General features: G+C 69.2%; 31 protein-coding genes. 22 read left to right on the top strand and 9 right to left on the bottom strand.

The features are described 5' to 3' along the window. Nucleotides 1-937: adenylosuccinate synthase (locus ACTH43_RS15565; RefSeq protein WP_441445811.1), on the bottom strand; the 937-nt coding region annotated here is incomplete at its 3' end. 137 nt (nt 938-1,074) lie between these two features. Further along, nucleotides 1,075-1,500, bottom strand: a complete 426-nt coding sequence (locus ACTH43_RS15560; RefSeq protein WP_299300168.1) for a DUF3151 domain-containing protein — start codon at nt 1,498-1,500, stop codon at nt 1,075-1,077. Between the two features lie 54 nt (nt 1,501-1,554). On the opposite strand from ACTH43_RS15560, the gene ACTH43_RS15555 reads away from it, so the two are divergent. Next, a complete protein-coding gene (locus ACTH43_RS15555; protein WP_441445810.1) occupies nt 1,555-3,486 on the top strand; it encodes a phosphotransferase in 1,932 nt (643 codons plus the stop codon). A 97-nt stretch (nt 3,487-3,583) separates the two neighbouring features. Next, on the top strand, nt 3,584-4,009 hold the full coding sequence (dtd, locus tag ACTH43_RS15550) for a D-aminoacyl-tRNA deacylase (RefSeq protein WP_441445809.1): 426 nt from the start codon (nt 3,584-3,586) through the stop codon (nt 4,007-4,009). A 16-nt stretch (nt 4,010-4,025) separates the two neighbouring features. On the opposite strand, the gene ACTH43_RS15545 is transcribed toward dtd, so the two are convergent. Next, nucleotides 4,026-4,709, bottom strand: coding sequence for an HAD hydrolase-like protein (locus tag ACTH43_RS15545; RefSeq protein WP_441445808.1), 684 nt, complete (start codon nt 4,707-4,709; stop codon nt 4,026-4,028). Between the two features lie 93 nt (nt 4,710-4,802). On the opposite strand from ACTH43_RS15545, the gene ACTH43_RS15540 reads away from it, so the two are divergent. The 17 genes from ACTH43_RS15540 to ACTH43_RS15460 all read left to right on the top strand — a co-directional run bounded on the left by ACTH43_RS15540 (nt 4,803) and on the right by ACTH43_RS15460 (nt 14,096). Beyond that, complete coding sequence (locus ACTH43_RS15540) at nt 4,803-5,549, top strand: phosphoglyceromutase (RefSeq protein WP_441445807.1); 747 nt, start codon at nt 4,803-4,805, stop codon at nt 5,547-5,549. Nucleotides 5,550-5,702: 153 nt separating this feature from the next. Then, a complete protein-coding gene (locus tag ACTH43_RS15535) occupies nt 5,703-6,845 on the top strand; it encodes a tyrosine-type recombinase/integrase (RefSeq protein ID WP_441445806.1) in 1,143 nt (380 codons plus the stop codon). Then, the gene (locus tag ACTH43_RS15530; protein WP_441445805.1) at nt 6,838-7,371 is read left to right on the top strand and encodes a hypothetical protein; all 534 of its coding nucleotides are present in this window, start codon (nt 6,838-6,840) and stop codon (nt 7,369-7,371) included. Before ACTH43_RS15535 ends, ACTH43_RS15530 begins: the two co-directional genes overlap by 8 nt. Nucleotides 7,372-7,507: 136 nt before the next feature. Further along, nucleotides 7,508-7,714 (top strand): hypothetical protein, encoded by a 207-nt coding sequence (locus tag ACTH43_RS15525; protein WP_441445804.1) that lies wholly within the window; start codon nt 7,508-7,510, stop codon nt 7,712-7,714. After that, entirely contained in the window at nt 7,711-7,914 is a 204-nt protein-coding gene (locus ACTH43_RS15520; RefSeq protein ID WP_441445803.1) for a helix-turn-helix transcriptional regulator, read from the top strand. The genes ACTH43_RS15525 and ACTH43_RS15520 overlap by 4 nt, the downstream gene beginning before the upstream one ends. A 155-nt stretch (nt 7,915-8,069) precedes the next feature. After that, nucleotides 8,070-8,240: a hypothetical protein gene (locus ACTH43_RS15515; protein WP_441445802.1), complete on the top strand. Its 171-nt coding sequence runs from the start codon at nt 8,070-8,072 to the stop codon at nt 8,238-8,240. Next, nucleotides 8,237-9,514, top strand: coding sequence for a hypothetical protein (locus ACTH43_RS15510; RefSeq protein ID WP_441445801.1), 1,278 nt, complete (start codon nt 8,237-8,239; stop codon nt 9,512-9,514). The genes ACTH43_RS15515 and ACTH43_RS15510 overlap by 4 nt, the downstream gene beginning before the upstream one ends. A gap of 184 nt (nt 9,515-9,698) precedes the next feature. Continuing rightward, nucleotides 9,699-9,917, top strand: a complete 219-nt coding sequence (locus tag ACTH43_RS15505; RefSeq protein ID WP_441445800.1) for a hypothetical protein — start codon at nt 9,699-9,701, stop codon at nt 9,915-9,917. After that, complete coding sequence (locus ACTH43_RS15500; RefSeq protein WP_441445799.1) at nt 9,914-10,192, top strand: WhiB family transcriptional regulator; 279 nt, start codon at nt 9,914-9,916, stop codon at nt 10,190-10,192. Before ACTH43_RS15505 ends, ACTH43_RS15500 begins: the two co-directional genes overlap by 4 nt. Before the next feature lie 172 nt (nt 10,193-10,364). Continuing rightward, a complete protein-coding gene (locus ACTH43_RS15495) occupies nt 10,365-10,544 on the top strand; it encodes a hypothetical protein (protein ID WP_441445798.1) in 180 nt (59 codons plus the stop codon). Between the two features lie 107 nt (nt 10,545-10,651). After that, the gene (locus tag ACTH43_RS15490) at nt 10,652-11,101 is read left to right on the top strand and encodes a hypothetical protein (protein ID WP_441445797.1); all 450 of its coding nucleotides are present in this window, start codon (nt 10,652-10,654) and stop codon (nt 11,099-11,101) included. Next, nucleotides 11,098-11,574, top strand: coding sequence for a hypothetical protein (locus ACTH43_RS15485; protein WP_441445796.1), 477 nt, complete (start codon nt 11,098-11,100; stop codon nt 11,572-11,574). The genes ACTH43_RS15490 and ACTH43_RS15485 overlap by 4 nt, the downstream gene beginning before the upstream one ends. Next, the gene (locus ACTH43_RS15480) at nt 11,571-12,104 is read left to right on the top strand and encodes a hypothetical protein (protein WP_441445795.1); all 534 of its coding nucleotides are present in this window, start codon (nt 11,571-11,573) and stop codon (nt 12,102-12,104) included. Before ACTH43_RS15485 ends, ACTH43_RS15480 begins: the two co-directional genes overlap by 4 nt. A 91-nt stretch (nt 12,105-12,195) precedes the next feature. Further along, nucleotides 12,196-12,909: a hypothetical protein gene (locus tag ACTH43_RS15475; RefSeq protein WP_441445794.1), complete on the top strand. Its 714-nt coding sequence runs from the start codon at nt 12,196-12,198 to the stop codon at nt 12,907-12,909. A 17-nt stretch (nt 12,910-12,926) separates the two neighbouring features. Beyond that, nucleotides 12,927-13,127, top strand: coding sequence for a hypothetical protein (locus tag ACTH43_RS15470; RefSeq protein WP_441445793.1), 201 nt, complete (start codon nt 12,927-12,929; stop codon nt 13,125-13,127). Nucleotides 13,128-13,238: 111 nt separating this feature from the next. Further along, nucleotides 13,239-13,406: a hypothetical protein gene (locus ACTH43_RS15465; RefSeq protein ID WP_441445792.1), complete on the top strand. Its 168-nt coding sequence runs from the start codon at nt 13,239-13,241 to the stop codon at nt 13,404-13,406. 39 nt (nt 13,407-13,445) lie between these two features. Beyond that, on the top strand, nt 13,446-14,096 hold the full coding sequence (locus ACTH43_RS15460) for a recombinase family protein (RefSeq protein WP_441445791.1): 651 nt from the start codon (nt 13,446-13,448) through the stop codon (nt 14,094-14,096). Nucleotides 14,097-14,700: 604 nt separating this feature from the next. Here ACTH43_RS15460 and ACTH43_RS15455 read toward each other — a convergent pair. The 3 genes from ACTH43_RS15455 to ACTH43_RS15445 form a co-directional block, all read right to left on the bottom strand. After that, a complete protein-coding gene (locus tag ACTH43_RS15455; RefSeq protein WP_441445790.1) occupies nt 14,701-15,330 on the bottom strand; it encodes an HNH endonuclease in 630 nt (209 codons plus the stop codon). After that, nucleotides 15,327-15,590, bottom strand: coding sequence for a hypothetical protein (locus tag ACTH43_RS15450; protein ID WP_441445789.1), 264 nt, complete (start codon nt 15,588-15,590; stop codon nt 15,327-15,329). The genes ACTH43_RS15455 and ACTH43_RS15450 overlap by 4 nt, the downstream gene beginning before the upstream one ends. 352 nt (nt 15,591-15,942) lie before the next feature. After that, complete coding sequence (locus tag ACTH43_RS15445; protein WP_441445788.1) at nt 15,943-17,556, bottom strand: helicase HerA-like domain-containing protein; 1,614 nt, start codon at nt 17,554-17,556, stop codon at nt 15,943-15,945. 108 nt (nt 17,557-17,664) lie between these two features. Here ACTH43_RS15445 and ACTH43_RS15440 point away from each other — a divergent pair, with 108 nt between their 5' ends. Beyond that, nucleotides 17,665-18,669, top strand: coding sequence for an acyltransferase domain-containing protein (locus ACTH43_RS15440; RefSeq protein ID WP_441445787.1), 1,005 nt, complete (start codon nt 17,665-17,667; stop codon nt 18,667-18,669). Nucleotides 18,670-18,753: 84 nt separating this feature from the next. Here ACTH43_RS15440 and ACTH43_RS15435 read toward each other — a convergent pair whose 3' ends face one another. Beyond that, nucleotides 18,754-19,362 (bottom strand): TetR/AcrR family transcriptional regulator, encoded by a 609-nt coding sequence (locus ACTH43_RS15435; protein WP_441445786.1) that lies wholly within the window; start codon nt 19,360-19,362, stop codon nt 18,754-18,756. 174 nt (nt 19,363-19,536) lie between these two features. Here ACTH43_RS15435 and ACTH43_RS15430 point away from each other — a divergent pair, with 174 nt between their 5' ends. Continuing rightward, a complete protein-coding gene (locus ACTH43_RS15430; RefSeq protein WP_441445785.1) occupies nt 19,537-21,330 on the top strand; it encodes an MDR family MFS transporter in 1,794 nt (597 codons plus the stop codon). A gap of 51 nt (nt 21,331-21,381) precedes the next feature. Beyond that, on the top strand, nt 21,382-22,476 hold the full coding sequence (locus ACTH43_RS15425) for a GNAT family N-acetyltransferase (protein WP_441445784.1): 1,095 nt from the start codon (nt 21,382-21,384) through the stop codon (nt 22,474-22,476). A gap of 84 nt (nt 22,477-22,560) precedes the next feature. Here the strand turns inward: ACTH43_RS15425 and ACTH43_RS15420 are convergent, their stop codons facing one another. Both ACTH43_RS15420 and ACTH43_RS15415 read right to left on the bottom strand, forming a co-directional pair. After that, nucleotides 22,561-22,758 (bottom strand): hypothetical protein, encoded by a 198-nt coding sequence (locus ACTH43_RS15420; protein WP_441445783.1) that lies wholly within the window; start codon nt 22,756-22,758, stop codon nt 22,561-22,563. Nucleotides 22,759-22,817: 59 nt separating this feature from the next. After that, entirely contained in the window at nt 22,818-24,386 is a 1,569-nt protein-coding gene (locus ACTH43_RS15415) for an MFS transporter (protein WP_441445782.1), read from the bottom strand. Nucleotides 24,387-24,513: the final 127 nt, after the last annotated feature.

Raw genomic sequence — 24,513 nt, 5'->3', positions numbered from 1 at the left:
TCAGCGCGTCGTACCAGCCGCAGCGACGGGGGCGGCCGGTGTTCACGCCGACCTCTCCCCCGGTGGTCTGCAGGTACTCGCCCCACTTGTCGAACAGCTCGGTCGGGAACGGCCCGGCGCCCACACGGGTGGTGTACGCCTTGACGATCCCGATCACCCGGTCGATGCGGGTGGGACCGATGCCGGTGCCTGTGCAGGCACCGCCCGCGGTCGGGTTGGAGCTGGTGACGAACGGATAGGTGCCGTGGTCGACGTCCAGGTAGGTGGCCTGGCCGCCCTCCATGAGGACCACCTCGCCCCGGTCCAGCGCGTCGTTCAGCACCAACGTGGCGTCGACCACCATCGGGCGCAGGCGCTCGGCATAGGACAGGAGGTTCTCGACGATCTCGTCGACCTCGACCGCCCGCCGGTTGTACAGCTTGACCAGCAGCTCGTTCTTCTGGCGCAGTGCGCCCTCGATCTTCTGCCGCAGGATCGACTCGTCGTAGAGGTCCTGGACACGGATGCCGAGACGGCCGATCTTGTCCATGTACGCAGGACCGATGCCCCGCCCGGTGGTGCCGATGGCGCGCTTGCCCAGGAAGCGCTCGGTGACCTTGTCGAGCGTCTGGTGATAGGGCGCAACGATGTGGGCGTTGGCGCTGATCCGCAGCCGCGAAGCGTCCACGCCGCGCGACTCGAGCATCCCGATCTCCTCGAACAGAGCCTCGAGATTTACCACCACACCATTGCCGATCACGGGCGTGACCTGCGGCGAGAGGATGCCGGCGGGGAGCAGCTTCAGCTCGAACTTCTCGCCGTCCACCACCACGGTGTGCCCGGCGTTGTTGCCTCCGTTGGGCTTGACGACGTAGTCGACCCGCTCACCGAGGAGATCGGTGGCTTTGCCCTTCCCCTCGTCACCCCACTGGGCTCCGACGATCACGACGGCGGGCATGGCGACTCCTGGAGGACGAGGACGGACTGACGGGGGCCTGCGGCGCAGGGAGCGCACAGGACCGCGAGGATCCTACCAAGCAGATCCGGACGGCCCCTGCTGACTGCCGCGTTCTCTGCCGCGCAGGCTCGGGGACATCAGCCCAGCAGCGTCGGATCGGCTTCGCGCAGGAAGGCGGTCACCCGATCCGCCTCGGCCTCGTCGCCGAGCCGACGGGAGGTCTCCCCCAGCATCGCCAGGGCACGCAGGAAGCCGCGGTTGGGCGCGTGCGAGGCCGGGATCGGGCCCTGGCCGCGCCAGCCGGACTTGCGCAGCGCATCCAGACCCCGGTGGTAACCGGTGCGGGCGTAGGCGTAGGCGGCCACGTCATCACCGTCGGAGAGCGCATCCTCGGCCAGGGTCGCCCAGGCGAGCGGCGACTCGAGATGCCGGGCGGCGATGTCCCGGGGCTCACCTTCGACGAGCTCTTCGGCCACCTGCACATCGACGAAGTCGTCGGGCAGTCGGGTCTCGGGAATGCCCAGAAGGTTCCCGCTGGTGAGGTTATCGGTACGATCAGCCATGAAAGCATCGTAGGCGCTGTCGCCTGATGACCTCATGACAAGAATGAATCGCCCATGTCACACACGCAGGACGGCTCCGAGCTCCTCACCGGGCCCGGCGCGGGAGGACTCCTCCGCTCGGCCGTCGGCAACTCCGGCGGAGTGCTGCACAGCTGGCAGCTCGACCACGTCGACCACCGCCCCGGACGCAGCACCAAGGCGCTGTACCGGACGATGGTCTCCTGGCCTGAGCTCGACGGACCGCAGGCTCCTGCACGTGAGGAGTTGTTCGGGGCGAGCGCGCATATCGGCGAGCGCGAGAAGAACCTCTACGTCGCCGAGCAGACCCTGGTGATGACCGACGGGGACATCAACGTTCGCGTATGGCGCTATCCGCACGATCCCTGGCTGCCGATGCTGCCGCAGGTCTGCTACCCCGACATCGTCGGCCGCACCCTGCGCGATCTCGGCGCGCCGATCGGCAGCGACCCGTCGGTGCCGATCGCGATCGACGTGGTGTCCTATCGCCCCGGGCGTCGCGCCGTGCTGCGCGCCTCGCAGGGCGAACGCGCCGTCTTCCTCAAGGTCATGCAGCCGCATCGCAGCGGAGAGATCGTGGACCGCCATCACCGTCTGCTGGCCGCAGGAGTGCCGGTTCCCGAGGTGATCGCCCACCACAACGGGCTCGTGGTCCTCGCCGAGCTCCCCGGCCGTCCGCTGGCCCGTGCGGTGATCGACGAAGGCGTCAGCGCCTGCCGGGCCGAGGACCTCGTGGCCCTCGTCGATCGGCTCCCCGCCTCGATGTACTCCCTCCCGCTGCGCCCGCCGTGGACCGACTCCGTGGAGTTCTACGCCGGGATCGTCAGCTCCGCCGTCCCCGCCCTCGGCCCCCGCTTGGATGCGCTGGTACGAGCGATCCGCGAGGGTCTGACAGCACTCGAGCAGCGCATGGACATGCGCCCGCACGATGTGGTGCACGGCGACTTCTACGAAGCTCAGGTATTCGTCGAGAACGGCAAGGTGGTGGGCCTGCTCGACATCGACACCGTGGGTCCGGGCCGTCGGGCCGACGATCTCGCCTGCCTGCTCGCCCATCTCAGCGTCCTGGCGGACTACGGCAACGCCGGGCGCATCGACCGCGCCATGCAGGAGCGGGTCGAGGAGGCCATCCGCACCTGGCATGAGGTGTTCGCTGAGCGGGTGGATCCGACCGAGGTCGCACTGCGTTCCGCGGGCGTGGTGCTGTCCCTGGCCACCGGCCCGCACCGGCAGCAGGAGGCCGCCTGGGAGGCCGCCACCGAAGCGATCGTGCGCGTCGCCGAGGAGTGGGTCACCGAGGCCCGCCGGGCAGAGCAGCGTCGCAGGGACGCCGCTACCGCTGCGGGAGGACCGGTCGTACAGGGCCCCGGGTCCCCTTCCCAGCCCCAGCAGCCGGTCCCGCCCACCCATGGGCCGACGGGAGTGCGTCAGGCTCCCGCCCCGGACCCCGCCCCGACCGGGCAGCAGCCGGCGCCTCAGCAGGCCCAGCAGCAGTCGCAGCAGCAGGCCCAGGCGCAGGTCCCATCGCGCCCATCCGTCGCTCCGCAGCAGGGCATGTCCGCCTCCGCACAGCAGTCGGCGCCCCCGCAGACCATGCCCACACATTCGGCACCTCAGCAGTCAGCACCGCCGCAGTCCGGGTCGTCGCAGTTCGCGCCTCCACGGTCTGCGCCATCGCACGCCGGGCCGCAGCAACCCGCGTCGCAGCAGCCGGCATCTCAGCAGCCAGCGCCACGTCATGGCGTGCCGCAGAACCCTTCGTCACCGTGGCAGCAGTCTGCCCCGCCGCAGTTCTCCGCCCCGCTCGAGCACACCGGCCCTCCTCCCCCTCGCTCCGCACCCCCGCCCAGGAACCTTCCGGCGACCCAGCCGCTGCCCCCGCTGGACCCCTCCCGCGGTCAGCAGCACGACGGGGATGACGACTCCCCCACCCAGGAGCGCAGGATCGACTCGATCCTTCCCGGCTGACCAGATCCTTCCCGGCTGGCCAGACTTGATCCGTCCGGCTGACCACAGGATCTGGCGCCAGCCTCCGCAACGCGTTCCCCTGTGCGACCATCGGGGCATGCGTGCAGTGCTCCAGAGAGTCGACGGTGCCGAGGTCGAGGTCGAGGGTGAGGTGGTCGGCTCGATCGAGGGCGAAGGCCTCCTCGTGCTGGTCGGGGTCACCCACGAGGACGGGCCCGAGCAGGTGGCCACGATCGCCCGGAAGATCTGCGAGCTGCGCATCCTGGAGGGCGAGCGCTCGGTGCTCGATGCCGGGGCGCAGGTGCTGGTGGTCTCCCAGTTCACGCTCTACGCCGATGTGCGCAAGGGGCGCAGGCCCTCCTGGAGCGGCGCGGCCCCGGGGCCCGTCGCCGAACCGCTCGTCGCACAGGTGGTCGAGGCGATCCGCGAGCGCGGCGTCACCGTCGCGACCGGCCGCTTCGGCGCGATGATGCGCGTGGGCCTCACCAACGACGGCCCCTTCACGATCCTGCTCGAGGCCTGAGCGCCCGCACGAGGGCTCAGCCCATCAGGAGTGCAGACAGCTCGGCGACGGTCGCGACCCGTGGGACGTCGGCCGCCTGCTCGACGGGCCCTCCGTATCCCCAGCCGACCAGCAGCGCGGGCACGCCGTGCTCCGAGGCGCCCTCGGCGTCGTGGATCCGGTCACCGATCATCACGGTCCGCGCCCTGCCCGCCGCCCCGGCCGCGAGACCCAGGCGCTCGAGCACGCTGCCGATCACCGCCGCCTTGTCGCTCCTGCCCGAGGCGCGGTCGGTGCCGCCGATCAGCGCGAAGCGGTCCCCGAGGCCCTGGTGCTCGAGCAAGCGCCGCGCCGTGGTCTCCGGCTTGTTGGTGGCGACCGCGACGGTGCGCCCGGACGCCGCAAGTCCGTCCAGCAGCTCCGGGATCCCCGGATAGGGCAACGCGTCCAGCAGGCCGTGGGACTGGTAGTGCTCGGTATACGCGAGGCGGAGCTGCTCCGCGCGCTCGGCGCTCATCCCGAGCACGCCGCGGAAGGAGGTCGTCAACGGCGGACCGATGAAGGTGCGCAGCACGGCGGGCTCGGGGAGCGGCTCGTCGCAGGCCGCGAAGGCGTGCCCGAGCGCCGCGAAGATGCCGGGTCCGGAGTCCACGATCGTGCCGTCGAGATCGAGCAGGACGACGGGGACGTCGGCGAGGGCGCCGGGAGCAGTGCTGAGCATGGGATCGAGCGTAGCGTCCGCCCCGCGCCCGGCGAGGCGGGCAACCGATGGGCAGGAACTGCGCCCGCTCCCCCGCGCCGTTAGGCTGTGACCATGACCTACACACTCGTGCTGCTCCGCCACGGCGAGAGCGACTGGAATGCGAAGAACCTGTTCACCGGCTGGGTGGACGTAGCCCTCACCGAGAAGGGTGAGGCTGAGGCCGCCAACGGCGGCGTGCTGCTGAAGGAGGCCGGCATCCTCCCCGATGTCGTGCACACCTCGCTGCAGCGCCGGGCGATCATGACCGCGAACCTCTCCCTCGACGCCGCCGACCGCCACTGGATCCCCGTCAAGCGCGACTGGCGCCTGAACGAGCGTCACTACGGTGCGCTCCAGGGCATGAACAAGTCCGAGATCCGTGAGAAGTACGGCGAGGAGAAGTTCATGGCCTGGCGTCGTTCCTACGACACGCCGCCGCCCGAGATCGAGTTCGGCACCGAGTTCAGCCAGGACCAGGACCCGCAGTACGCGGGTCTCGGTGATCAGCTGCCCAAGTCCGAGTGCCTCAAGGATGTCGTCGAGCGCTTCCTGCCGTACTGGGAGGAGGGCATCAAGCCTGACCTCGTCGACGGCAAGACCGTGCTGATCGCCGCCCACGGCAACTCGCTGCGCGCACTGGTGAAGTACCTCGACGGCATCTCCGACGAAGAGATCTCCGGCCTGAACATCCCCACCGGCCAGCCGCTGGTGTACGAGCTGGACGAGGACTTCCAGCCCGTCGAGAAGGGCGGCCGCTACCTTGACCCGGTCGCTGCGAAGGCCGCGGCGGAGGCCGTCGCCAACCAGGGCAAGAAGTGAGCTGATCCGAAAGACCGGGGCCGGTCCCACCTGCGCAAACAGGCTGTTCATGCTGAACCTAGCATGACACGTGCGACAGTCACAAGTGAACTTGAGTAGTCACGAGTAGGCTGTGTGTATCGCACGCATGTTGCACAGGAAGGGGCCGGCCCCGTGGCATCCCGGAAACAACGCACCCGCCGATCCTTCGGCGCACTCCGCAAGCTCCCCTCCGGCCGGTGGCAGGCGTCCTACCTCGACCCCCACGGGAAGCGCGTCAACGCACCCGAGACGTTCACCGCGAAGATCGACGCCGACGCATGGCTGAGCGTCCAGCGCGCCGCCCTCGAGACAGGCACCTGGCGCGGCAAGCCCGACGACACGACCGTCGGCGAGTACGTAGAGAGCTGGAAGACCACGCTCAACGTCAGCCATCGCACCCGGTACAACTACGAGGCGTCCATCCGACGATGGATCCTGCCCACCTTCGGCGCGACCCCGCTCCACCAGGTGACGCCCGCCGCCGTGCGCCGTTGGGTCGCCACGTTCCCCGAGAGCAAACCCGCCGCCCGCGCACAGGCGTACACAGTCCTCGGACGAGTGTTCCGCGATGCCGTGGCCGAGGGGAAGATCCCCGACTCTCCTGTCCGTGTGCGAGGCGCGGCCGACTATCGCACGGCACGCGAAGGGCACGCCCTCACGGTCCCCGAGGTGACGGCGCTCGCGGCGAAGATGCCCGACACAGAACGGCTCGCCGTCATGCTCGCGGCCATGTGCGCGCTGCGCCCCGGGGAGGTGCTGGCACTGCGCCGCCGCGATGTGGACCGGAGCGCACAGGTCGTGAAAGTGCGGGGGACGGCATCCGCGAAGATCGGAGGCAGCACGCCCATTGGGCCGACAAAGACGGCGAGCAGCGTCCGGGACGTGCACTACCCGGCAGAGCTCGACGGCATGATCCGCGACCACATCACAGAGCACGCCGCCCCTGGGGCCGCGGGGCTGCTCTTCCCTATGGCCTCCGATCCGGCGCGGCCGGTCGCCTACAGCACGTGGGGTGGGCATTTCCGGTCGGCTGCGAAGGCTGCGGGGCTCGAGGACGTGAAGCCGCACGACCTCCGACACACGGGCGCGACCCTTGCCGCGGACACTGGCGCGACGGTGCGGGAGCTTATGGCGCGGCTGGGGCACACCTCCCCCACCGTGGCGATCCGCTATCAGCACGCGGCGAAGGTGCGGGATAAGAGCATCGCGGACGCGCTGGGCGCCGCGATCACAGCAGCAGGCAAGACCGACGAGGAGACGACGACCGATGAGTGAGCGATGGGAAGAGGCGCGGGCCGACCTCGAGGAGGAGCGGCGTAGGGCACTAGCGGCCGGCGAGGTCCTGCCAGTGCTCGAGGACAGTACGGTGACGGGGCTCCCGTTCACGCCGAGCCGGTACCCGGTGGAGACGTGGCGGCTGCTGGACGAGTGGCACCCCGAGGGGAAAGCACCTTGGACGCGGGTCCAGTGCAGCATCGGGGGCCGGTGGCACGACACGGGCGCTGAGATGAGGCTCAAGCGTCACGACAATGCCCGATGGTGGATCGAGGTTCGCCAGGGTCGGAAGCACAGGCCGGTGCAGACCGTGGTCCCTGAGACTGACGACGCCGACGCGGCCGCGCCGCTGCGCTGGGAGATTGAATGCCGGGAGTGCGGAAAGCCGACGCGGAGAGACCCCGAGTTTCTGGATGACGCAATGCTCCGGGCGTTGGAGGACTACCGGCATCGGCGGGAGATTGCGGCTGCTCAGGGGCGCAGGCCGTGGCCTCCACAGGTTCACTGGTCCGCTACCACTACGTGATGTAGTAAGATCAGGGCAAGGCCAGCAGCAGAGCCTCAATCTGCCACACCAGGGGTTCCCCATCCGGGGATCGTAGCCATGTCCAGCTCCCAGAAATCCGCGCTTGAGTGCGCACTGTTTCTGTGGAGCTGCTTTCATGTCCACCCCTATCCTCAAGGCAAGATCCCGCCTCGCCCTCGCCACACGGTACGGCCGCGCCGATGACGCGGAAGACGCCCGCCGAGACCTCGCCGCCGCGAAGCTCGAGGCGAGCATCGGCAAGATCACCGCCGACGCCCCACCCCTCACCGACGAGCAGCGCGACCACCTCGCCGCCCTGATCCGTCAGGGGGTGAACCGATGAGCTCGACCCTCCCCCGCTGGGCAACCGTCGAAGGCGTCGCCGACCACCTCGGAATGAGCACCGTCACCGTGCGCCGCATGATCGCGGCCGGCGACCTCACCGGATACCGGGTCGGGAAGCGCGCTATTCGGATCGACCTCAACGAAGTCGACGCACTGCTGGTCCCGATCCCCTCCGCGAAGTCGGGGGGTGCGCGATGACCGCTCTAGAACAGCAGCGCCGCCCCGGAGGCGGACCCGGAGCGGCTAGAAGTGCTGTGGCGGCACGTAAGGCCCAGTCTAGCCGCGCACGCCATGATCTGCACCAGACGCCCGCACCCGTTGACGGTGGCCTGGCGATGCTGCACGGACCCCTCATGGACCCTGACAGTCCCCCCGCGATCTGGCGGGAGTACGGCAAGCCGCCCGCCGCACCCTGGGGGTCCTACCTCGATACCCGACCCCTCCCGAAGCACCCCGACGGGATGCGCGGCATGGCCCGCGTGTACGCCGAGAGTGACCGACTCCGCGGGGAGGTGCGCCGATGAGCTCGGATCTGTTCGCCCTCGAGGCAGAGATGACCGCCGAGACCGTGGACGGACCGGACCAGCTATGGACGGCACGCCCGCACCTCGCAAGCATTCACGCATTCGCCCGTGCCCGCCTCGCCTCGCCGTGGGCAGTGCTCGGCACCGTCCTGCTGCGCTCCCTCGCCACGGTTCCCGCGAACGTGACCTTGCCTCCCCTCATCGGTGGCAGGGCATCGCTGAACCTGTTTGTTGCCCTGGTCGGTGCGTCCGGTGCAGGGAAGGGCGCGGCTATGCGCGCCGCCGCCGAAGCCGTGACCATCATTCAGCCGTTCCCCGTGATGCCTCTCGGGTCCGGGGAAGGTCTCGTGAGGGCATTCGCCACGAGGGAGACGGAAGAGGTCAACGGGGAGCGCCTGCCCATCACCAGGATGGTCAACACGAGCATTCTGTTCGAGGTCTCAGAGATCGACCATCTCGGAGCACAGGGGCAGCGGACCGGCTCAACTCTCATGCCCCAGCTACGCGCCGCGTACTCCGGCGAACAGCTCGGATCGACCTACGCCGCGACCGAGAAATCCGTCATCCTCGAGCCGCACACGTACCGGCTCGGCATGATCGCCGGGGTGCAGCCTGGCCGATCCGGCACTCTCCTGCGCGATGCTGACGGGGGGACTCCACAGCGTTTCGTCTGGCTCCCCACGATTGACCCTGACGTGACGTTGGACGCCGCCGAGCCGGCCCCGTACCGGCTCCCGACGATCCCGTGGCCGTCCGGGCCGTGGGACATGGAAGTGCCCGCCGAAGCCGCACAGGCGATCCGTGAGAAGCGCGTGGCGACCCTCCGCGGGGACGCTGACCCGCTGGACGGACACGCGATGCAGACCCGGCTCAAGGTCGCCGCCGCGCTCGGCGTGCTCGACGGCCGGCAGTCCGTGAACCGGGACGACTGGCGTCTCGCCGGGTACGTGATGCTCAAGTCCGATGAGTCCCGTGCCGTGTGTGTCTCCGCGCTTGATGACATCGAACGGCAGCGGGCACGGACGCAGGGGCTCGCGGATGCCGAGCGGGCCGACGCCCGCGTGACGGCACGGGAGACGCTGCGAGAGAAGAGCTTGGATCGGATCGCGTCTCTGATCGTGAAGCACGCTCGAGCCAATCCCGACGGGATCACCGAAGGCGAACTGAACCGACGGCTTGCAGGACGTGACCGCTCGTCTCTCTCCGAGGCGATCGGTAGGGCGATGGACGCGGGGCAGCTCGAGCGCTCCGGCAATGAGGTGTACCCGTGCTGACCTCTCCGGACATGTGGACAACGTGGACAACTGTCCACACCTCCGCCGCAGGCCCACACCCCTCGCCGAAACGTCACCCCAGGTCAGAGAGGCGAGAGCCGCTGACAATCCCTGGATTCTGCGGACCGGCCCCGTCCACGTGTCCACATGTCCACATGTCCACACCCCTCCCCAGGAGTACCCGATGATCCCGAACAGCAACCCACGTATGGCAGCAGTCATCGAGTGGACGAGCAGCACCGGACGCACGTTCCATGACCATCTTCCCGTCGTCGCGTGGGACGAGCAGGGGCGGGCGCTGGTGCAGTTTCACGGTGCCTCTCTCCGGCCCGTCTCGGATCTGCCCTATCGGCTGGTGCGCATGGCGGGTGTGGTCTCCCGCCGGCAGGAGGTGGAGGGATGAGCGGCAACACGTTCGCAGTCCCCGCCCACGCCCTGGACGCCTGGGAGTGCCTGCACCGGCAGATCCTCGCGGACGGTCCCACCCCGTGCGCTGGGGCGGGCCGGGACCGCTGGACCGGCACCGACCAGCAGCAGAACAGAGCCGCCGCCGCGTGCATGTCCTGCCCCGTCCTCGATGCCTGCGACACCTACGCCGACGCCGCGGCCGAGACGTTCGGTGTCTGGGGCGGGTACACCGCCCGGGAACGGCAGCACCGCCGAGGGGGTGCGCGATGAGGCACCACGGACCCCACGTGCGTCTCTGGCGATGGAGCGCCGGAACCATCGGCGAGATGACCGGGGCGAAGATCCGCTTTGAGGACAGGGTCGTATTCGTCCCCGCCCGGTACCTGCGACGTGTAGCCGATCAGCTGCACGGCATCGCGGATCGACTCGAGGACGGGCTGCTATGAGCCGCCCCACGCCCCGAGTCCTCCGCTGGACATGGGACCGCGGCACCCCATCGGCAGTACCCGGAGCGAAGCTCCGCGCAGGCGGGGTGGCCGTGTTCATCCCGGGCCGGTACCTGCGCAGGGTCGCGGACCGGCTGCACGACATCGCCGACGAGCTCGAGGAGGTGCACCAGTGACTGACCCGAAGCGATGCAAGGCAAAGAATCGTGCCGGCGAGCAGTGCGGGCGTCCCCCGATGCGAGGCGGGCGAGTCTGTGCAAGCCATGGCGGCAAGATCCCGAACGTGCTCGCCGCCTCCGAGCGCCGCCTCGCGGAGCAGGAGGCGACACGGGAGGTTGCCCGCCTGACCGACGCACGCGGGCCGCTGACCCTCCCCGACGTGTACCGGGAGATGCTGACCACCGCAGGGGATGCCGTCGCCTGGCAGCGCGTGCTGCGCGAACGGGTGGAGTCCCTGGACGGCTACTCGAGCGCGACCGGCATGGGCGGCGACCAGGTACGCGCCGACGTGGTGCTGTTCGAGCGTGCGATGGACCGCACCGCGAAGGTGCTCGAGCTCGTGGCCCGCCTTGACCTCGACACGCGCCTCACGCATATCAGCGCACAGCAGGGCGAACAGGTTGCGAGGGTGCTCCGGGTCGGTCTGGACGCTGCTGGGTTGTCTACGGGGCAGCGGGAGGCCGCGGAGGCCGCGATGGTCCTCGAGCTGCGGAAGATCGGTGGTGGAGCATGACCGGGCAGCTGCTCCCGAGGGGCCGGCGCCCGCTCGGCGCGTACCTCGACGGGTACGCGGCCGCATGGGTGTGGGCCATGGTTCGCGACCGTGTAGACGACTCGATCCGGGGATACACGGAACGGGGACGCCCGGACATCGCGGCCTCGATCCGTAACGGCGTGGCAGACCTGCGCGAATCCGAACAGCAGCGCCTCGAGGCCGTCGACCGCCCGATCCCTGCCGACCTCGGAACCGCGGAAGTGCTCGCCGGGCTGGACTCGACAGAATCGGGACCGCTCGGCCCTCCGAGTGGATTCCATAGCGAGGTTGACGTGCGCGCCGCTGCTGCGGCCCTCGAAGTCGGGGAGCGGCGCGTGCGTCAACTGCTAAGCGCCGGGGACCTGACCGGGCGACAGGACAGGACGGGCCGATGGTCCGTCGACGCAGACGACCTAGACCGCCTCGTGGCGGATCGGAGGATCACAGCATGAGTGACTACACGGAAGCCGACTACCGCCGAGACCTCGGCATTGCACCAGACCCCACCAGCACAGACTCGAGCATCGTGCACGAGTCGATCCGGAACGCCCCGGTGGGCGAACGGGCACAGGCAGCGCTGGCGATCACGCTCGGCGCGGTCGACGTGACCGAAGCACAGCGCGCCGAGGCCGAGAGGATCGTGGGAGAGTCCGACGCGCACCCGTGGCGGGCCGAGTGGCACCGCCGAGAGGTTTACTCCCGCCGCGGGGAAGAGGCCGAGCTCGCAAGCCTCTACGTGTCCCGCCTGGGCGAGTCGCAGGCGACGGCCGAGGAGCACGTGCGCCGGGAACTGTCTGCCGCGTGGACCCGGCACCGCTACCCCGTTCAGCAGCTCGACGCCGTAGCGGAGACCCTGGCGAGTGAGCGGAAGCGCCTCGCACCGCGTCCCGCCCTGACCACGGAGGCACGGACGACGACCGCGCCGAAGGTGTACCGCGGGCAGGTGGGCGAGTACGTGGCCGTCTCCGAGCAGCGGCGATGACCAGGCGGAAGCCCCGCCCGAAACCCTCACCCGGGGGCCGACCGGTCCCCATCTCAGAACCGAAGAAACCGACCAGCAAGGAGCAGTAGCCGTGGCGAACGCACTGGACAAGGCACGACAGGCCCTCGAGGCCGCACGAGGCAAGATCAACGAATGGGACCACGCGATCGAACAGGCGCGGGCCGACAGGGCGAAGGCCGAGCAGGCGGCACCCGCCGACCCGGCAGAGCTCGACCAGTACGCCGACACGTACTCGAGGGCTGCGGGGAAGATCCGCGCCGCTGAGCAGGGCCGCAAGGTCGCCGCCGCGGCCGAGGTGAACGCGCTCGAGGACGTGGTGCGCGCCGGCCTCGAGGACGCGAAGGCCGAGCTGCGTACCGCGCAGAAAGCCCACGCCGAGCACCGCCGCAAGCTCGACGCACTGCTAGGCAAGGTCTCCGAGCTCGACGGTGCCGACTACCGGCCCGTGACGCTCGACGACCTTGACCGGCTCGAGCGCACGCCCGGCGCATCGGTGAAGGCGAGCCGTGCTGCGTCCCTCCAAGGTGCAGTCTGGGATCACGAGGCAAGCGTCAACCGGATGACGGGGGCTCTCGACCGGGGAGAGGTCCCGCCCGCGGAACGGGGCAACGTGCCCGCCTACGTCCTCGAGTACGTCGATGCCCGCCGTAACGCCGGCCTGCCCACGGCAGCGGAGACGCAGCGGGCCGCGGCGATCGAGCAGGAGCGGGCCGAGGCTGAGCAGGAGCCCGAGGAGCCGACCTACGGATGGAATGTCCGTGCCCGTCTCGGCGCGGCCCGATGATGCGAGAGGATCACGGCATGAGCGAAGACGCGGCCGCATGGGAGAGGTTCACGGAAGCGGAATGGCTCGACACGTGGCAGGCGATCTACGCGCAGCTCAAGCTCACGGAAGCGGCGCTCGATGAGTCCCTGTCCGATGTGCAAGCCGCCCGGATCGACGGCGAGCTAGCGATGCTGCGCCGGGTCCTCGGGTCCCGCGGCGTGAAGCTCGAGGACTAGACGCAATGCGGTTGGACGCCGCGCACTGACCGGCCCGTCCCTGGGGCTATTCGTGGGATTCCACCCCGGGGCGGGCCATTCCCTTCCCGTACGCGATGCAAGGATGAGCAGATGACCGACCGGACGCCCGACCCGCTCGAAGTTGCTGACCAGATCGACCGGATGATGACCGCTGTTCCCGAGGACGGCGAGGACGAGGTGGACCGGATGACCCGCGCCCGCCTCACGGGGTACGCGCAGGGGCTGCGTGACGGGGTAGACGGCATCCCCTCCCCCTAAACTTATACAAAACGGGGACCCCATATGTATATTGGGGGCATGAGCACCCTCCGCGTCATCGGCTACGTCCGCGTCTCCACCGACAAACAGGACATCGGCCCCGAAGTCCAGATTGCGGAGCTGACCGCCGAGGCAGCACGCCACGGATGGGACCTCGAGCTGCGCCGCGAAGACGCCGCCTCCGCGAAGAGCCTCAAGGGCCGGCCGATCCTCGCCGCCGCCCTCGCAGACCTCAAGGCAGGCCGCGCCGACGTGCTCGCCGTGTCCAAGCTCGACCGCCTCTCCCGCTCCGTCGCCGACTTCTCCCGTTGGCTCGAGGACGCCGAGGCCCAGCGCTGGGGCATCGTCTGTCTCGACCTCGGAGTGGACACGACCTCGATCACCGGGCGCGCCATGGCACAGGTGACCGTCACGTTCGCCGAGATGGAGCGCCGACGGATCCGTGAACGGACCATCGCGGCCATGGCGAAGATGCCGGCAGCGTCCCGGGAGCGGATGCGCAACGGCGGACGACCCCGAGTCCTGGCAGCGGAGACAGAGGCGCGGGTGCGGGAACTGCGCGCCGAGGGGCTCACCCTCGCAGGTATCGCGGAGACCATGACCGCCGAGGGAGTGCCGACCGCGAAGGGCGGGAAGTGGTGGCCGGCCACCGTCCGGCAGATCCTCGAGCGGGAGCCCGTCGCCGCCTGACCGCTGGGCATCACGTGGACATGTGGACATGTGGACAACCGTCCACGGCACACCCGCCCGTCCACCGCGCCCGTCCTGCATCCTGCCTGGTCAACAGATCGGGCACCCCGCACGGACCCCCCGAAACTGCGGCAGACACGTGGACAACCGTCCACACTGTCCACGTCGCGGGGGGGACCGATCGTCAACCGTTCCATGGGATCGGAGGGGGTGGGGTCGATCCATGGGTTCACGCGGCGAGGACGACGGTGGGTGGGGTCTACTGCCCACGCTGCGCGTGCCACTGCTGACGGGACCCTACGGGTCGCCTTTGCTTGGTCCCCTGCCCCGCCACACAAGCCCGCCGACCTCAGAACCGCCTACGACTGGTAGCACAAGTAGCGCCCTACCGAATCGGCAGACCGCTAATCGTTCATCGTCCCGATCGCGTTTCGGGTACGCCGCCCCGGCTCAGGGCGATTCGTGAGGTTCCTTCAATAGCCGCCGTCTGTTGAATGCCCGATGCCTCGGGCGGCGTGTGACGTAGAGAGAGCACGCTGTGAGCGCCTGAGAGCGCCTATCGGCCCGCCAGTGAGGGATGCCCGCTGGTGAGCCTGTAGGCGTCTCAGACGGCCTGCTGTGCGTCTTCAGTGCCCTTCCAGGACGTGAGGTTGCAGTCAGCGCAGGATGGACGCGCATTCTCGAGCGTGTGTGCGCCGCCGCGTGACACTGACACCGGGTAGTGGTCCAGCTGCTCGAACGGGCCTCCGCAATGCGCGCAGGCGTCGCCGTAACGGGCTGTGAGCTCGGCGCGGGTGAAACGCTCGACCACCGGATCGAAACCGAGCTTGCGGGCGCGGGCCCGGTAGCCGGACTCCCACAGCAGATGGGGATTCTCGGCGTGGTAGCGAGCCGACGAGGCCGCGTACTGTTCCCGGTTCTCTAGGTAGTGCCGTGCCTTTCGCTCGCGGACCGCATCGGCGTTCCGGGCAACGTAGAGAGCTTTCGTCTCCGCTTCATGCTCGGCGTTCTCGGCGCGGTATCGGGCGCGCCATGCTCGCCCCGCCGACGACTTGGACCGCTCACGGTTCCGTGCACGCTCGGCATCGGCGTTCCGGGCGTAGTAGGCCCGGTTCCGGGCGCTCTTGCACGCCCTGCACTCTGCCAAGAGATCGTCAGAGGCGCGACTGTTCCGCCCGTAGTCCTCAAGCGGCTTCACCTCGCCGCATTTGCTGCACGCCTTGACGGCGCTCACAGGGTCACCGCCTGGCGGGCGGTGTTGACGGCGGTGACGTGCTCGGCGACCTCGGAGGGGTCGCTGTCGGCGAAGCTGGGCGCCGCGGCATCGAAGAGGGCGGTGGCGAGGCGGCGAGCCTCTGTCCGGGTGAGGGCGATCCCGGCGCGGGCACGGCCGGCGCATGTGATGGTGACCTCGAGGTGGTCGCCGGTGGGGTCGACGTCGATCACGGGGCCGCCCTCTAGGGGGAGGCGGGTGGGGACGGTACTCTCGTGCATGGCGCGTGCCTCTTTCTCAGGTGTGCGTCTGCCCATCCGGTGGTGAGTCACCGGGTGGGCGCTTTCGTCCCTGTGTTGCACGGTAGATGCACGGCCCAATTCTGCGGAAGCATCACTGCTGGTCAGTGACCATTTCCTGCGTCCGGTGTAACCAGGGCAAGAAGTGATCTGAACTCCGTCTGATCCCGGTCCTCACAGGACCTGATGCACCGAGTGCCCCCGGCAGATGCCGGGGGCTCTCGTCATCTCCTCTCGTCATCTCCGGGCCTGCTGCGATGGGCCGGTGCTGCGACAGGCCGGTGCCGCGCCGGGACAGGTGCTGCGACAAGCGAGCCTCGGCTGACCCGACTGCTCAGCGGCGGCGCTTCGTACCGAACAGGCTGCGGGTGATCTCTCGGCCCAGCACGGTGCCGGCGGAGCGGAGGAATGACTTCACCGCCGGCTTCTCGAAGAACCCGCCTTCGTCCTTCTTGTTCTGCGCCTTCGGCTGTGACGAGGTCGAACCCGTGGATCCCTTCACCCCCTGCTCAGCGCCGTCATCGGCCCCCTCCTCGAGGGCCTTCGCGTCCTTCTCGGCGCGTGCGGTGAGGATCTCGTACGCGGACTCCCGATCCACCGGGGTCCCGTACTCCGCAGCGAGCGGTGAGGCCTTCACTGCAGCGGAGATGACCTCCGCACCGGCCGGTTCCATCGAGGATTCCGGCGCGCGCACTGCGGTGATCGCGACGGGAGTGGGGGCGCCGTCTTCGCTCATCACGGTCACGATCGCCTCGCCGGTGCCGAGCGCTGGGATCACCTCGACCAGGTCGTGGTCGGAGGTGGGGAAGGTGCTGGCGGTGGCCTTGAGCGCCTTGGCATCGTCGGGCGTGAAGGCGCGCAGCGCATGCTGGACCCGGTTGCCGAGCTGGGCGAGCACATCGCCGGGGACGTCCTTCGGAGTCTGGGTGATGAAGAAGACGCCCACGCCCTTGGAACGGATCAGTCGCACGGTCTGGACGACCTGATCGAGGAACGCCTTGGAGGCGTCCTTGAACAGCAGGTGCGCCTCGTCGAAGAAGAACACGAGCTTGGGCACCTCGAGGTCGCCCACCTCAGGCAGGTCCTGGTACAGCTCGGCGAGCATCCACATCATGAAGGTGGAGAACAGGGCGGGTCGGGTGGCGACGCCCGGCAGCTCGAGGCAGGAGATGATCCCCGTGCCATCCTCGGCCTTGCGCAGCAGCTTCTCCGTGTCGAAGGCGGGTTCGCCGAAGAAGACATCCGCCCCGGAGGCCTCGAAGGCGGTCAGACTGCGCAGGATCACGCCGGCGGTCGCGGTGGAGATCCCTCCGATGCCCTTGAGCTCACCCTTGCCCTCGTCAGAGGTGAGGAACTGGATCAGGGCGCGCAGATCCTTGAGGTCCAGCAGTCCCAGTCCCTGGCTGTCCGCGTAGTGGAAGATCAGGCCCAGCGAGCTCTCCTGGGTCTCGTTCAGCTCGAGCACCTTGGACATCAGCACCGGCCCGAAGGTGCTCACGGTGGTGCGGATCGGCACTCCCTCGCCCTGGCCGCCGAGGCTGAAGAACTCGGTCGGGGCGGCGCGGGAGATCCACTCCTGGCCGCGTGCAGCGGCGCGTGCGGACAGCTTCTCGGACGCCTCCCCCGGCACGGCGATGCCGGAGAGGTCACCCTTCATATCTGCCACGAACACGGAGGCTCCGGCGTGCGCGGCCTGCTCGGCGATCACCTGCAGGGTGCGCGTCTTGCCGGTGCCGGTGGCGCCGGCGATCAGTCCGTGACGGTTCAGCATCCCCACCGACAGGTTCACTGCCACAGCGGGGTTCGGGGTCTCCCCCTCGATCATCGCGCCGAGGTGGATCCGACCGCCTGCGAAGGCGTAGGCGTCACGGATCGCGACGGCCGACGGGCTGAGCTCCGCAGCGGTGCCGCCAGAGGTCTCAGGGGTCTCAGGGGTCTGGGTGCTCATGCTCTGGCTCCTCCTGCGTCGGCGCAGGCCGACGGGTGCGTGGTCTCGACCCTGGAATCGTAGCGGCCCAGCTCACATCCGGTGGGCAGTGAGCGCTACCGTGTGCGCATGACCGATCGCTGTGATGCCCAGTTCGAGGTCCTCGGCGATCCGCCGCGGGCCGTCCGCGCCACCGACGAGCTGCCACCGGCGGCTGTCGCCCAGATGCTGAGCGCTCCCTCGACGCCAGCACTGCTCGAGCGGCTGGGCATCACCGGCCAAGACCATGCCGAGCTCCGTGCTCTGATCGCCCCGGCCATGGCGGATCAGGAGATCCTGACGGAGGTCACCCGCACCGCGAACCTGCTGCGGGCGAGCGCGGGGCTCGAGCCGCCCGCGGCTGATCTCGGCTCTCTGGAGGAACGCCACAACCTCCTGCAGCAGCGTCTCGCCCCCGGGGAGGGCCTGCTCTCGATCCTCGCGCTCGTGGTGAGCACGTCGACGGTGCGAGCCTGGCACCGAGAGCGCGGCCTGAGCGCCGAGCAGTACTGGCACGTGCTCGCGGATCTCGGCCAGCAGATGCGGGTCCATCGCCGCAGCAGCGGAAGGCTGGGACTGCACCAGCTGGCATGGATGGCGCTGAACTGGCGAGGGCGGCTGGTGCACCTGGGCCGCCTCCAGTTCGACCTGCATCGCACCGAGAAGGGAACGACGCACGAGCGCTGGGTCATCGGTGCCCACATCCCCGCCACCGGGCCGCTGGAACCCGCCGCGGTCGACGAGTCCCTCGATCAGGCGACGGCATATTTCACCACCCACTACGCCGATCTCGACACCGCGCGCCCGTCGGACACGGCGCCCTTCGGCCATGAGTTCCTCTGCGACTCCTGGCTGGTGAACCCGCTGCTCACCGAGGAGCTCGGCGCGAACTCGAACCTCGGTGCGTTCGCGGGCCGCTGGGAGCGGCTCTCCTATGAGCGCTCCGACGACGGCGCGGCCTTCTTCGTGTTCGGCGAACGCCCGCCCTATGAGGTCACCGCCCTGCCACGCCGCACACGGCTCGAGCGCCTGGTCGCCGAGCGGCTGGCGGACGGCCGCGGCTGGGAGAGCGGGCACGGGCGCCTGGTGCGGTGAGACCCGGCGCGTGACGCCTCGCGCATGACGCCCGGTGCGTGACGCGTTGATGCGTTGACGCGCGAGACTCGGCTCTCTCCGCGGTCAGAAGGGCCCGTCGGCCGCGTCGTAGCGGTCCAGCACTTCGTCGAAGGCTGTCCCCAGATCGATCCCGCGCGACATCGAGACGGCGAAAGCGGTACGGGTGACGGCGAAGCCGATCTGCACGGCGAGCATCGCCCGCTCCTGGGCGTCCTCCCCCTCGAGGACCGCCGCGAGCGCCTCGACCATCTCGGTCTGCACCAGGTGCAGGTTGCCGGTGGAGAGGGAATGCAGCCGCGGCTCCTTGGCCATGACCTGCTTCTTCAGCTCTCGCAGCCCGGCATCGATGGGCGCGGAGGAGATCGCCTCGCGCATCACCGTGCGCAGCGCCTGCTGCGGCCCCTGCTCCTCGGCCAGATAGCGCAGCCGCTCCGCGATCTCGTCGTCCCCGGCGCTGAGAACCCCGATGATCGCGGATTCCTTCGTGGACCAATGATTGAAGAAGGTCCGGGTGGAGACCCCGGCACGATGGGCGATCGCTTCGACGGTGACCCCGCCGAGCCCGTGCTCGCTCACCAGCTCGAGGGCGGCACGGTGCATGGCGATGCGGGATTGGCGCTTCTTCAGCTCGCGCAGTCCCAGGCCCTGATCGGTATCGGTCAACTCGTTCACCGGACCATCGTAGGTCCGACAGATCACAAAATCTGCACTCAGTGAAATAGTGCATTGACTGCAACAGTTGGATAGGGTGTTCCCGTCGAGGCCCAGTGACGCGCTACGACCATCGGACGCCCGCCGGCGCCCTCTCCATCATTCCGTCAGCACATCACTGTCCCGAGGAGCTCAATGAGCACAGCACCCGCCACCACGCCGCCCTCCGGCCCGAGCACCGCCCCCGTTTTCACGGGCCTGGACCGACAGGGCAAGCTCGTCTTCGTCGGCCTCATGCTCGGCATGTTCGTCGCGTCCCTCTCGCAGACGATCGTCGGCCCCGCGATGCCCCGCATCGTCGGCGAGCTCGGCGGCATCGAGCACTACAGCTGGATCGCGACCGCCGCAATGCTGGTGTCGGCCGTGTCCGTGCCGGTCGTCGGCAAGCTCTCCGACCTCTACGGCCGCCGCTGGTTCTACCTGGGCGGCCTGGCCGTGTTCATGGTCGGCTCGGCCCTCGCCGGCATGGCGGAGGGCTTCTGGTTCCTGGTCTTCGCCCGCGCCGTGCAGGGCCTGGGCATGGGCACCCTGATGCCGCTGAGCCAGACGATCATCGGCGACATCATCCCGCCCCGTCAGCGTGGCAAGTACCAGGGCATCATGGGCGCCGTCTTCGGCGTGACCTCGATCGCGGGGCCGCTCATCGGAGGCGTCGTCACCGACCATCTGGGCTGGCGCTGGCTGTTCTACCTGACCCTCCCGATCGGGATCGCCGCCTTCGTCTTCATCATGAAGTTCCTGCACCTGGAGAAGGCCGATCAGCACGGCAAGATCGACTACTGGGGCATCGTCACCCTCACGCCGGGCCTGGTCATCGCGCTGCTCGCGACCACCTGGGGCGGTGGCGACTTCGCCTGGACCTCCCCCGTGATCCTGGGCATGTATACGATCGCCGCCGCCTTCCTCATCGCCTTCGTGATCATCGAGACGAAGGTCGAGGAGCCGCTGCTGCCGATGCAGCTGCTGCTGCGGCCGATCGTGGCCCTGTCGGTCGCGGCCTCCTTCGCGATCGCCGTGGCGATGTTCGGCGCGATCATCTACATCCCGGTCTATGCACAGGGCGTCATGGGCGTCTCCGCGACCGCCTCCGGCATGATCCTGATCCCCCAGTCCGTCGCGATGATCCTCACCTCGATCATCGTGGGCCTGCTGATCTCGAAGACCGGCCGCTACCGTCCGTTCCTCATCGTCGGCGGCATCATCATGGTGATCGGCTACGTCCTGCTGGTCGCCCTCGAGTACGGCGACACCCAGTGGCACCTCACCCTCGCCATGATCGTGATCGGTCTGGGACTCGGCCTGTCGATGCAGGTGTACACGCTGATCGTGCAGAACGCCGTGGCACGTCGCGAGCTCGGCACCGCCACCGCCGCAATCCAGTTCTTCCGCAACATCGGCTCGACCGTGGGCATCGCGGTGCTGGGCACCGTGATGACCGCCTCCATGTCCACCTCGATCACCGAGCAGATCGCAGCGCTGCCCGCAGAGGACCTCGCCGCCCTGCAGGCCTCCGGCGGCGCGGACGTCTCCGGCCTCGAGAACGCGGCGCTGGATCCCTCCGCGCTCTCGGAGCTGCCCGAGATCCTCGTGGAGCCGATCCGCATGGGCATGGGCGAGGCGATGCACATGGTGTTCCTCACCGCCGTGCCCTTCGCAGTGATAGCGCTGGTGCTCTCACTGTTCATCAAGCACGTGCCGCTGCGCGAGACCGTCGAGTCCGCGGACGAGTTCGCCTCCCAGCCGGGTGCCGACGCGGCCGCCGAGCTCGGCGGCACAGGCACCGAGCCGCAGGACTCGCACCCGCGCACCGGGCCGATCCCCGTGATCGATCCGGAGCAGCTCGAGGCTGCGGACGCGGGCGAGCTTGGCGATGGCGGCGCCGCCTCTTCCGCCCAGGACCGGGAGTCGGTCACGGCCGACGAGCGCTGAGCGAAGCACCGCGCTCCGCGGCCCCAGGCCGAATCGTGAAAAGATGGACGGATGCTGCTGACCGATCACTTCCCGCCCACGATGCCCGCAGCCCTGGAGGGTCGACTGACCACCCGGGTGCCGATCGAGGCCGATGTTCCTGCAGTCGTCGCGCTGGTCACCGCGGACATCCGTCGCCACACCCCGGGTGGGGTGGCCGACGAGGCGGGGATGCGCTCGCGCATGGTGGGGCTGAAGTCCTGGGCGCGCCGCGAGGTCGTGGTGGTGCCCGTCGCCGCTGATGGATCCCCCTCGCTCGATAAGGACCCGCTCGCCTGGGTGGCTCTGGAGGACCGCGCCACCGGCCGCACCAACGTCCAGTTCGTGATCGCCGAGGACGCCCCCGAACGGGACGCCCTGGCCGCCGCGCTGCTGGACTGGGCGGTCGAGGTGGGCGGGTCCTTCGCCCGAGCACGCGGGGTGGAGCGCACACAGCTCGACGCCGACGCGAACGAACTGGACACCGACCGCGGGCGGCTCCTCACCGCTGCGGGCTACTCGATGGTGCGCACCTGGTTGCATATGCGACGCCCCGTGGACCCCGCCGAGCTGCCCGGACTTCCCGCGCCACGAGAGGGCACTCGGGTGAGGAAGGTCCACCGCCACGAATCCGGCCTGCCTGTCGCGCAGGACGTGCGCACCGTGCACCGGATGCTCGAGGAGTCCTTCGCGGACCACTTCAACTCCTACCGGGAGTCCTTCGCCGAGTTCGTCCAGCGACTCATCGAGAACCCCGAGGAGGCGGGATGGGACCACTGGTGGATCGCCGAGATCGACCGCGGCGGGGTCTGGTTGCCTGCTGGCGGCCTGGTCGCCGCTGTGATCCCGGCGACCGAGACCCTGGGCGAGGGCACCTACCTGGAGTACCTGGGAGTGCACCGCTCCGCCCGCGGCCACGGCATCGCGAAAGCACTGCTGAACGCCTCGATCCAGGACGCCGTCGAGCGTGGACGCACCCACGTGGACCTCGAGGTCGACGACGACTCCCCCACCGGCGCCGACGGCCTCTACGTCGCGATGGGCTGGGAGACCTACGAGCGCACCCAGTCCTGGCACTCCTCCGCGCCCGCTCATCCTTCCCGCCTGCTCGAGCCGCCGACGGCCTGAGAGGGACGCCGATGATCAGTCTGAGGCGGACGCCGACTGACTGAGGCGGATTCCGACAATCGGTCTACGTCGGACGCCGACGATTCAGCCCTCGGGCCCGCCCCGGCGGCGCAGCCATTGCCAGATCCGCAGCGGGAACATGCCGAGCAGGGGGGCGTTCTTCCCGAGCCCGTCGTCGCCGCGCCGGTCGAAGGCCGCCGCAAACCGCTCCGCCTCCGCCGCGGTGGAGTAGGTCTTCTCGCCGCCACCCTCCGCGCAGCCGCGCTCGCACTCCCAACGCATGGTGCGCCCCTCGGCGCGGAACGCTGGGCGATGGCCGAAGACCAGGCACCCCACCGGCATCAGGTGCGCTCCCGGCCCGGGCCCGGGCCGGAGGAGCCGCCGGTGTCATCGCCGTTTACACCATCGCCCTGCGCACTATCGGCCTGCGCGCCATCGCCCTCCGCGCCGGGGGCCTCCGCATCGTCGGCGTCCTGGACGGTGAGCGGGGTGGCGAGGTCCTCGAGCTTCTGGCCCTCGGCCTTGACCCCGAACAGCAGCTCGGCGACGCCGCCCAGTGACATCACGACCGCGGCGACGAGGAAGCCGATCGCCACGGGCGCACGCTCTCCGGTCGCGATGAGGGTGCCGAAGAGCAGCGGACCGGCGATGCCACCGACCGCGGTGCCGACTGCATAGAAGAAGGCGATCGCGAGCGCCCGCGTCTCCATCGGGAAGATCTCGCTCACCGTCAGATAGGCAGCGCTGGCCCCGGAAGACGCCAGGAAGAAGGTGATCACCAACAGGATCATGAACGCGGTGAGCCCGCCGGCCTCGCTGAGGAACACCCAGGCCAGCGGCAGCGTCACCAGGGCGCTGCCGAGATAGGCCAGGGTGATCATGGGCTTGCGGCCCACGGAGTCGAAGAAGTGGCCCAGGATCACCGGACCGGCGAAGTTCGACAGCGCCCAGAAGATGATGAACAGCGGGGCGAGGGCCGCCCCGACGCCGTAGAAGGAGGAGAGCAGAACGCCCAGGTTGAAGGTGATGCCGTTGTAGAGGAACGCCTGCCCGACGAACAGGGCCAGGCAGAGCACCGAGCGCTTCGGGTACTTCCGGAACGCGACGGCGGCGATCTCCCGGAACGGGATGCTGGTGCGCTGGCGGATGGTGAGGGAGTCCTCTGCCGGGGGCAGCTCGGTGCCCTTCTCCTCCTCGATCGACTCCTCGATCCCGCGGACGATCCGCTCGGCCTCACCCTCCTGGCCGTGGATGAACAGCCAGCGAGGGCTCTCCGGCACGTGACGGCGCACCATGAGCACGGCGATGCCGAGCACGGCGCCGAAGCCGAAGGCCAGACGCCAGCCCAGATCCATGGGGAAGAACGCTGTGCTCAGCAGCACGAGCGCCAGCGCAGAGCCCGCTGCCGAGCCCAGCCAGTAGCTGCCGTTGATGATCAGATCGACCCGCCCGCGCACCCGGGCAGGGATCAGCTCATCGATAGCGGAGTTGATGGCCGCGTACTCGCCGCCGATGCCGGCGCCGGTGAGGAAGCGGCAGAGGAAGAAGAACCAGGGTGAGAAGGAGAACGCCGTGGCGACAGTCGCGACGAGGTAGAGCACGAGCGTCCAGAGGAAGAGCTTCTTGCGGCCCAGCCGATCGGTGAGCTGGCCGAAGAAGAGCGCACCGAGGCACGCACCGACGATGTAGATGGCGCCCGCGATACCGATCTGGGCGGCGGAGATGTCCAGCCCGCTGCCGTCCTCGGTGAGTCGGGCGGCGACATTGCCGACCATCGTCACCTCGAGACCGTCGAGGATCCAGACGCTGCCCAGGCCGATCACCACTCGCCAGTGGAAGCGGGACCAGGGCAGTCGGTCGAGTCGCGAAGGCACCCGCGTCGTGATGGTGCCGGTCTCGGCGTTCGACATCGGTCCCCCTCCTCCCCCTCAAGACGCCACGGAAGCCGACGAGTGCAGCCCCTCAGCGACGTGTGGGGGAATTTAACCGGCTCTTCGCGGTTCGTGGTGAATGACCCTGCTGTGGCGGGTATTCACG

Source organism: Brachybacterium sp. (assembly GCF_052095815.1).
In the GTDB taxonomy this organism is placed as follows: Bacteria; Actinomycetota; Actinomycetes; order Actinomycetales; family Dermabacteraceae; genus Brachybacterium.
This window is presented reverse-complemented; position numbering and strand designations above follow the sequence as displayed.

Bases quoted from the DNA above. Each gene is read 5' to 3' on its own strand.
- ACTH43_RS15430 (WP_441445785.1), top strand. From the start codon at position 19,537: ATGAGCACAGCACCCGCCACCACGCCGCCCTCCGGCCCGAGCACCGCC.
- ACTH43_RS15525 (WP_441445804.1), top strand. From the start codon at position 7,508: ATGTCCACCCCTATCCTCAAGGCAAGATCCCGCCTCGCCCTCGCCACA.
- ACTH43_RS15505 (WP_441445800.1), top strand. From the start codon at position 9,699: ATGATCCCGAACAGCAACCCACGTATGGCAGCAGTCATCGAGTGGACG.
- ACTH43_RS15540 (WP_441445807.1), top strand. From the start codon at position 4,803: ATGACCTACACACTCGTGCTGCTCCGCCACGGCGAGAGCGACTGGAAT.
- ACTH43_RS15515 (WP_441445802.1), top strand. From the start codon at position 8,070: ATGGACCCTGACAGTCCCCCCGCGATCTGGCGGGAGTACGGCAAGCCG.
- ACTH43_RS15500 (WP_441445799.1), top strand. From the start codon at position 9,914: ATGAGCGGCAACACGTTCGCAGTCCCCGCCCACGCCCTGGACGCCTGG.
- ACTH43_RS15420 (WP_441445783.1), bottom strand. From the start codon at position 22,758: ATGCGTTGGGAGTGCGAGCGCGGCTGCGCGGAGGGTGGCGGCGAGAAG.
- ACTH43_RS15555 (WP_441445810.1), top strand. From the start codon at position 1,555: ATGTCACACACGCAGGACGGCTCCGAGCTCCTCACCGGGCCCGGCGCG.
- ACTH43_RS15485 (WP_441445796.1), top strand. From the start codon at position 11,098: ATGACCGGGCAGCTGCTCCCGAGGGGCCGGCGCCCGCTCGGCGCGTAC.
- dtd (WP_441445809.1), top strand. From the start codon at position 3,584: ATGCGTGCAGTGCTCCAGAGAGTCGACGGTGCCGAGGTCGAGGTCGAG.
- ACTH43_RS15450 (WP_441445789.1), bottom strand. From the start codon at position 15,590: ATGCACGAGAGTACCGTCCCCACCCGCCTCCCCCTAGAGGGCGGCCCC.
- ACTH43_RS15440 (WP_441445787.1), top strand. From the start codon at position 17,665: ATGACCGATCGCTGTGATGCCCAGTTCGAGGTCCTCGGCGATCCGCCG.
- ACTH43_RS15480 (WP_441445795.1), top strand. From the start codon at position 11,571: ATGAGTGACTACACGGAAGCCGACTACCGCCGAGACCTCGGCATTGCA.
- ACTH43_RS15460 (WP_441445791.1), top strand. From the start codon at position 13,446: ATGAGCACCCTCCGCGTCATCGGCTACGTCCGCGTCTCCACCGACAAA.
- ACTH43_RS15465 (WP_441445792.1), top strand. From the start codon at position 13,239: ATGACCGACCGGACGCCCGACCCGCTCGAAGTTGCTGACCAGATCGAC.
- ACTH43_RS15545 (WP_441445808.1), bottom strand. From the start codon at position 4,709: ATGCTCAGCACTGCTCCCGGCGCCCTCGCCGACGTCCCCGTCGTCCTG.
- ACTH43_RS15425 (WP_441445784.1), top strand. From the start codon at position 21,382: ATGCTGCTGACCGATCACTTCCCGCCCACGATGCCCGCAGCCCTGGAG.
- ACTH43_RS15445 (WP_441445788.1), bottom strand. From the start codon at position 17,556: ATGAGCACCCAGACCCCTGAGACCCCTGAGACCTCTGGCGGCACCGCT.
- ACTH43_RS15530 (WP_441445805.1), top strand. From the start codon at position 6,838: ATGAGTGAGCGATGGGAAGAGGCGCGGGCCGACCTCGAGGAGGAGCGG.
- ACTH43_RS15510 (WP_441445801.1), top strand. From the start codon at position 8,237: ATGAGCTCGGATCTGTTCGCCCTCGAGGCAGAGATGACCGCCGAGACC.
- ACTH43_RS15495 (WP_441445798.1), top strand. From the start codon at position 10,365: ATGAGCCGCCCCACGCCCCGAGTCCTCCGCTGGACATGGGACCGCGGC.
- ACTH43_RS15470 (WP_441445793.1), top strand. From the start codon at position 12,927: ATGAGCGAAGACGCGGCCGCATGGGAGAGGTTCACGGAAGCGGAATGG.
- ACTH43_RS15415 (WP_441445782.1), bottom strand. From the start codon at position 24,386: ATGTCGAACGCCGAGACCGGCACCATCACGACGCGGGTGCCTTCGCGA.
- ACTH43_RS15520 (WP_441445803.1), top strand. From the start codon at position 7,711: ATGAGCTCGACCCTCCCCCGCTGGGCAACCGTCGAAGGCGTCGCCGAC.
- ACTH43_RS15560 (WP_299300168.1), bottom strand. From the start codon at position 1,500: ATGGCTGATCGTACCGATAACCTCACCAGCGGGAACCTTCTGGGCATT.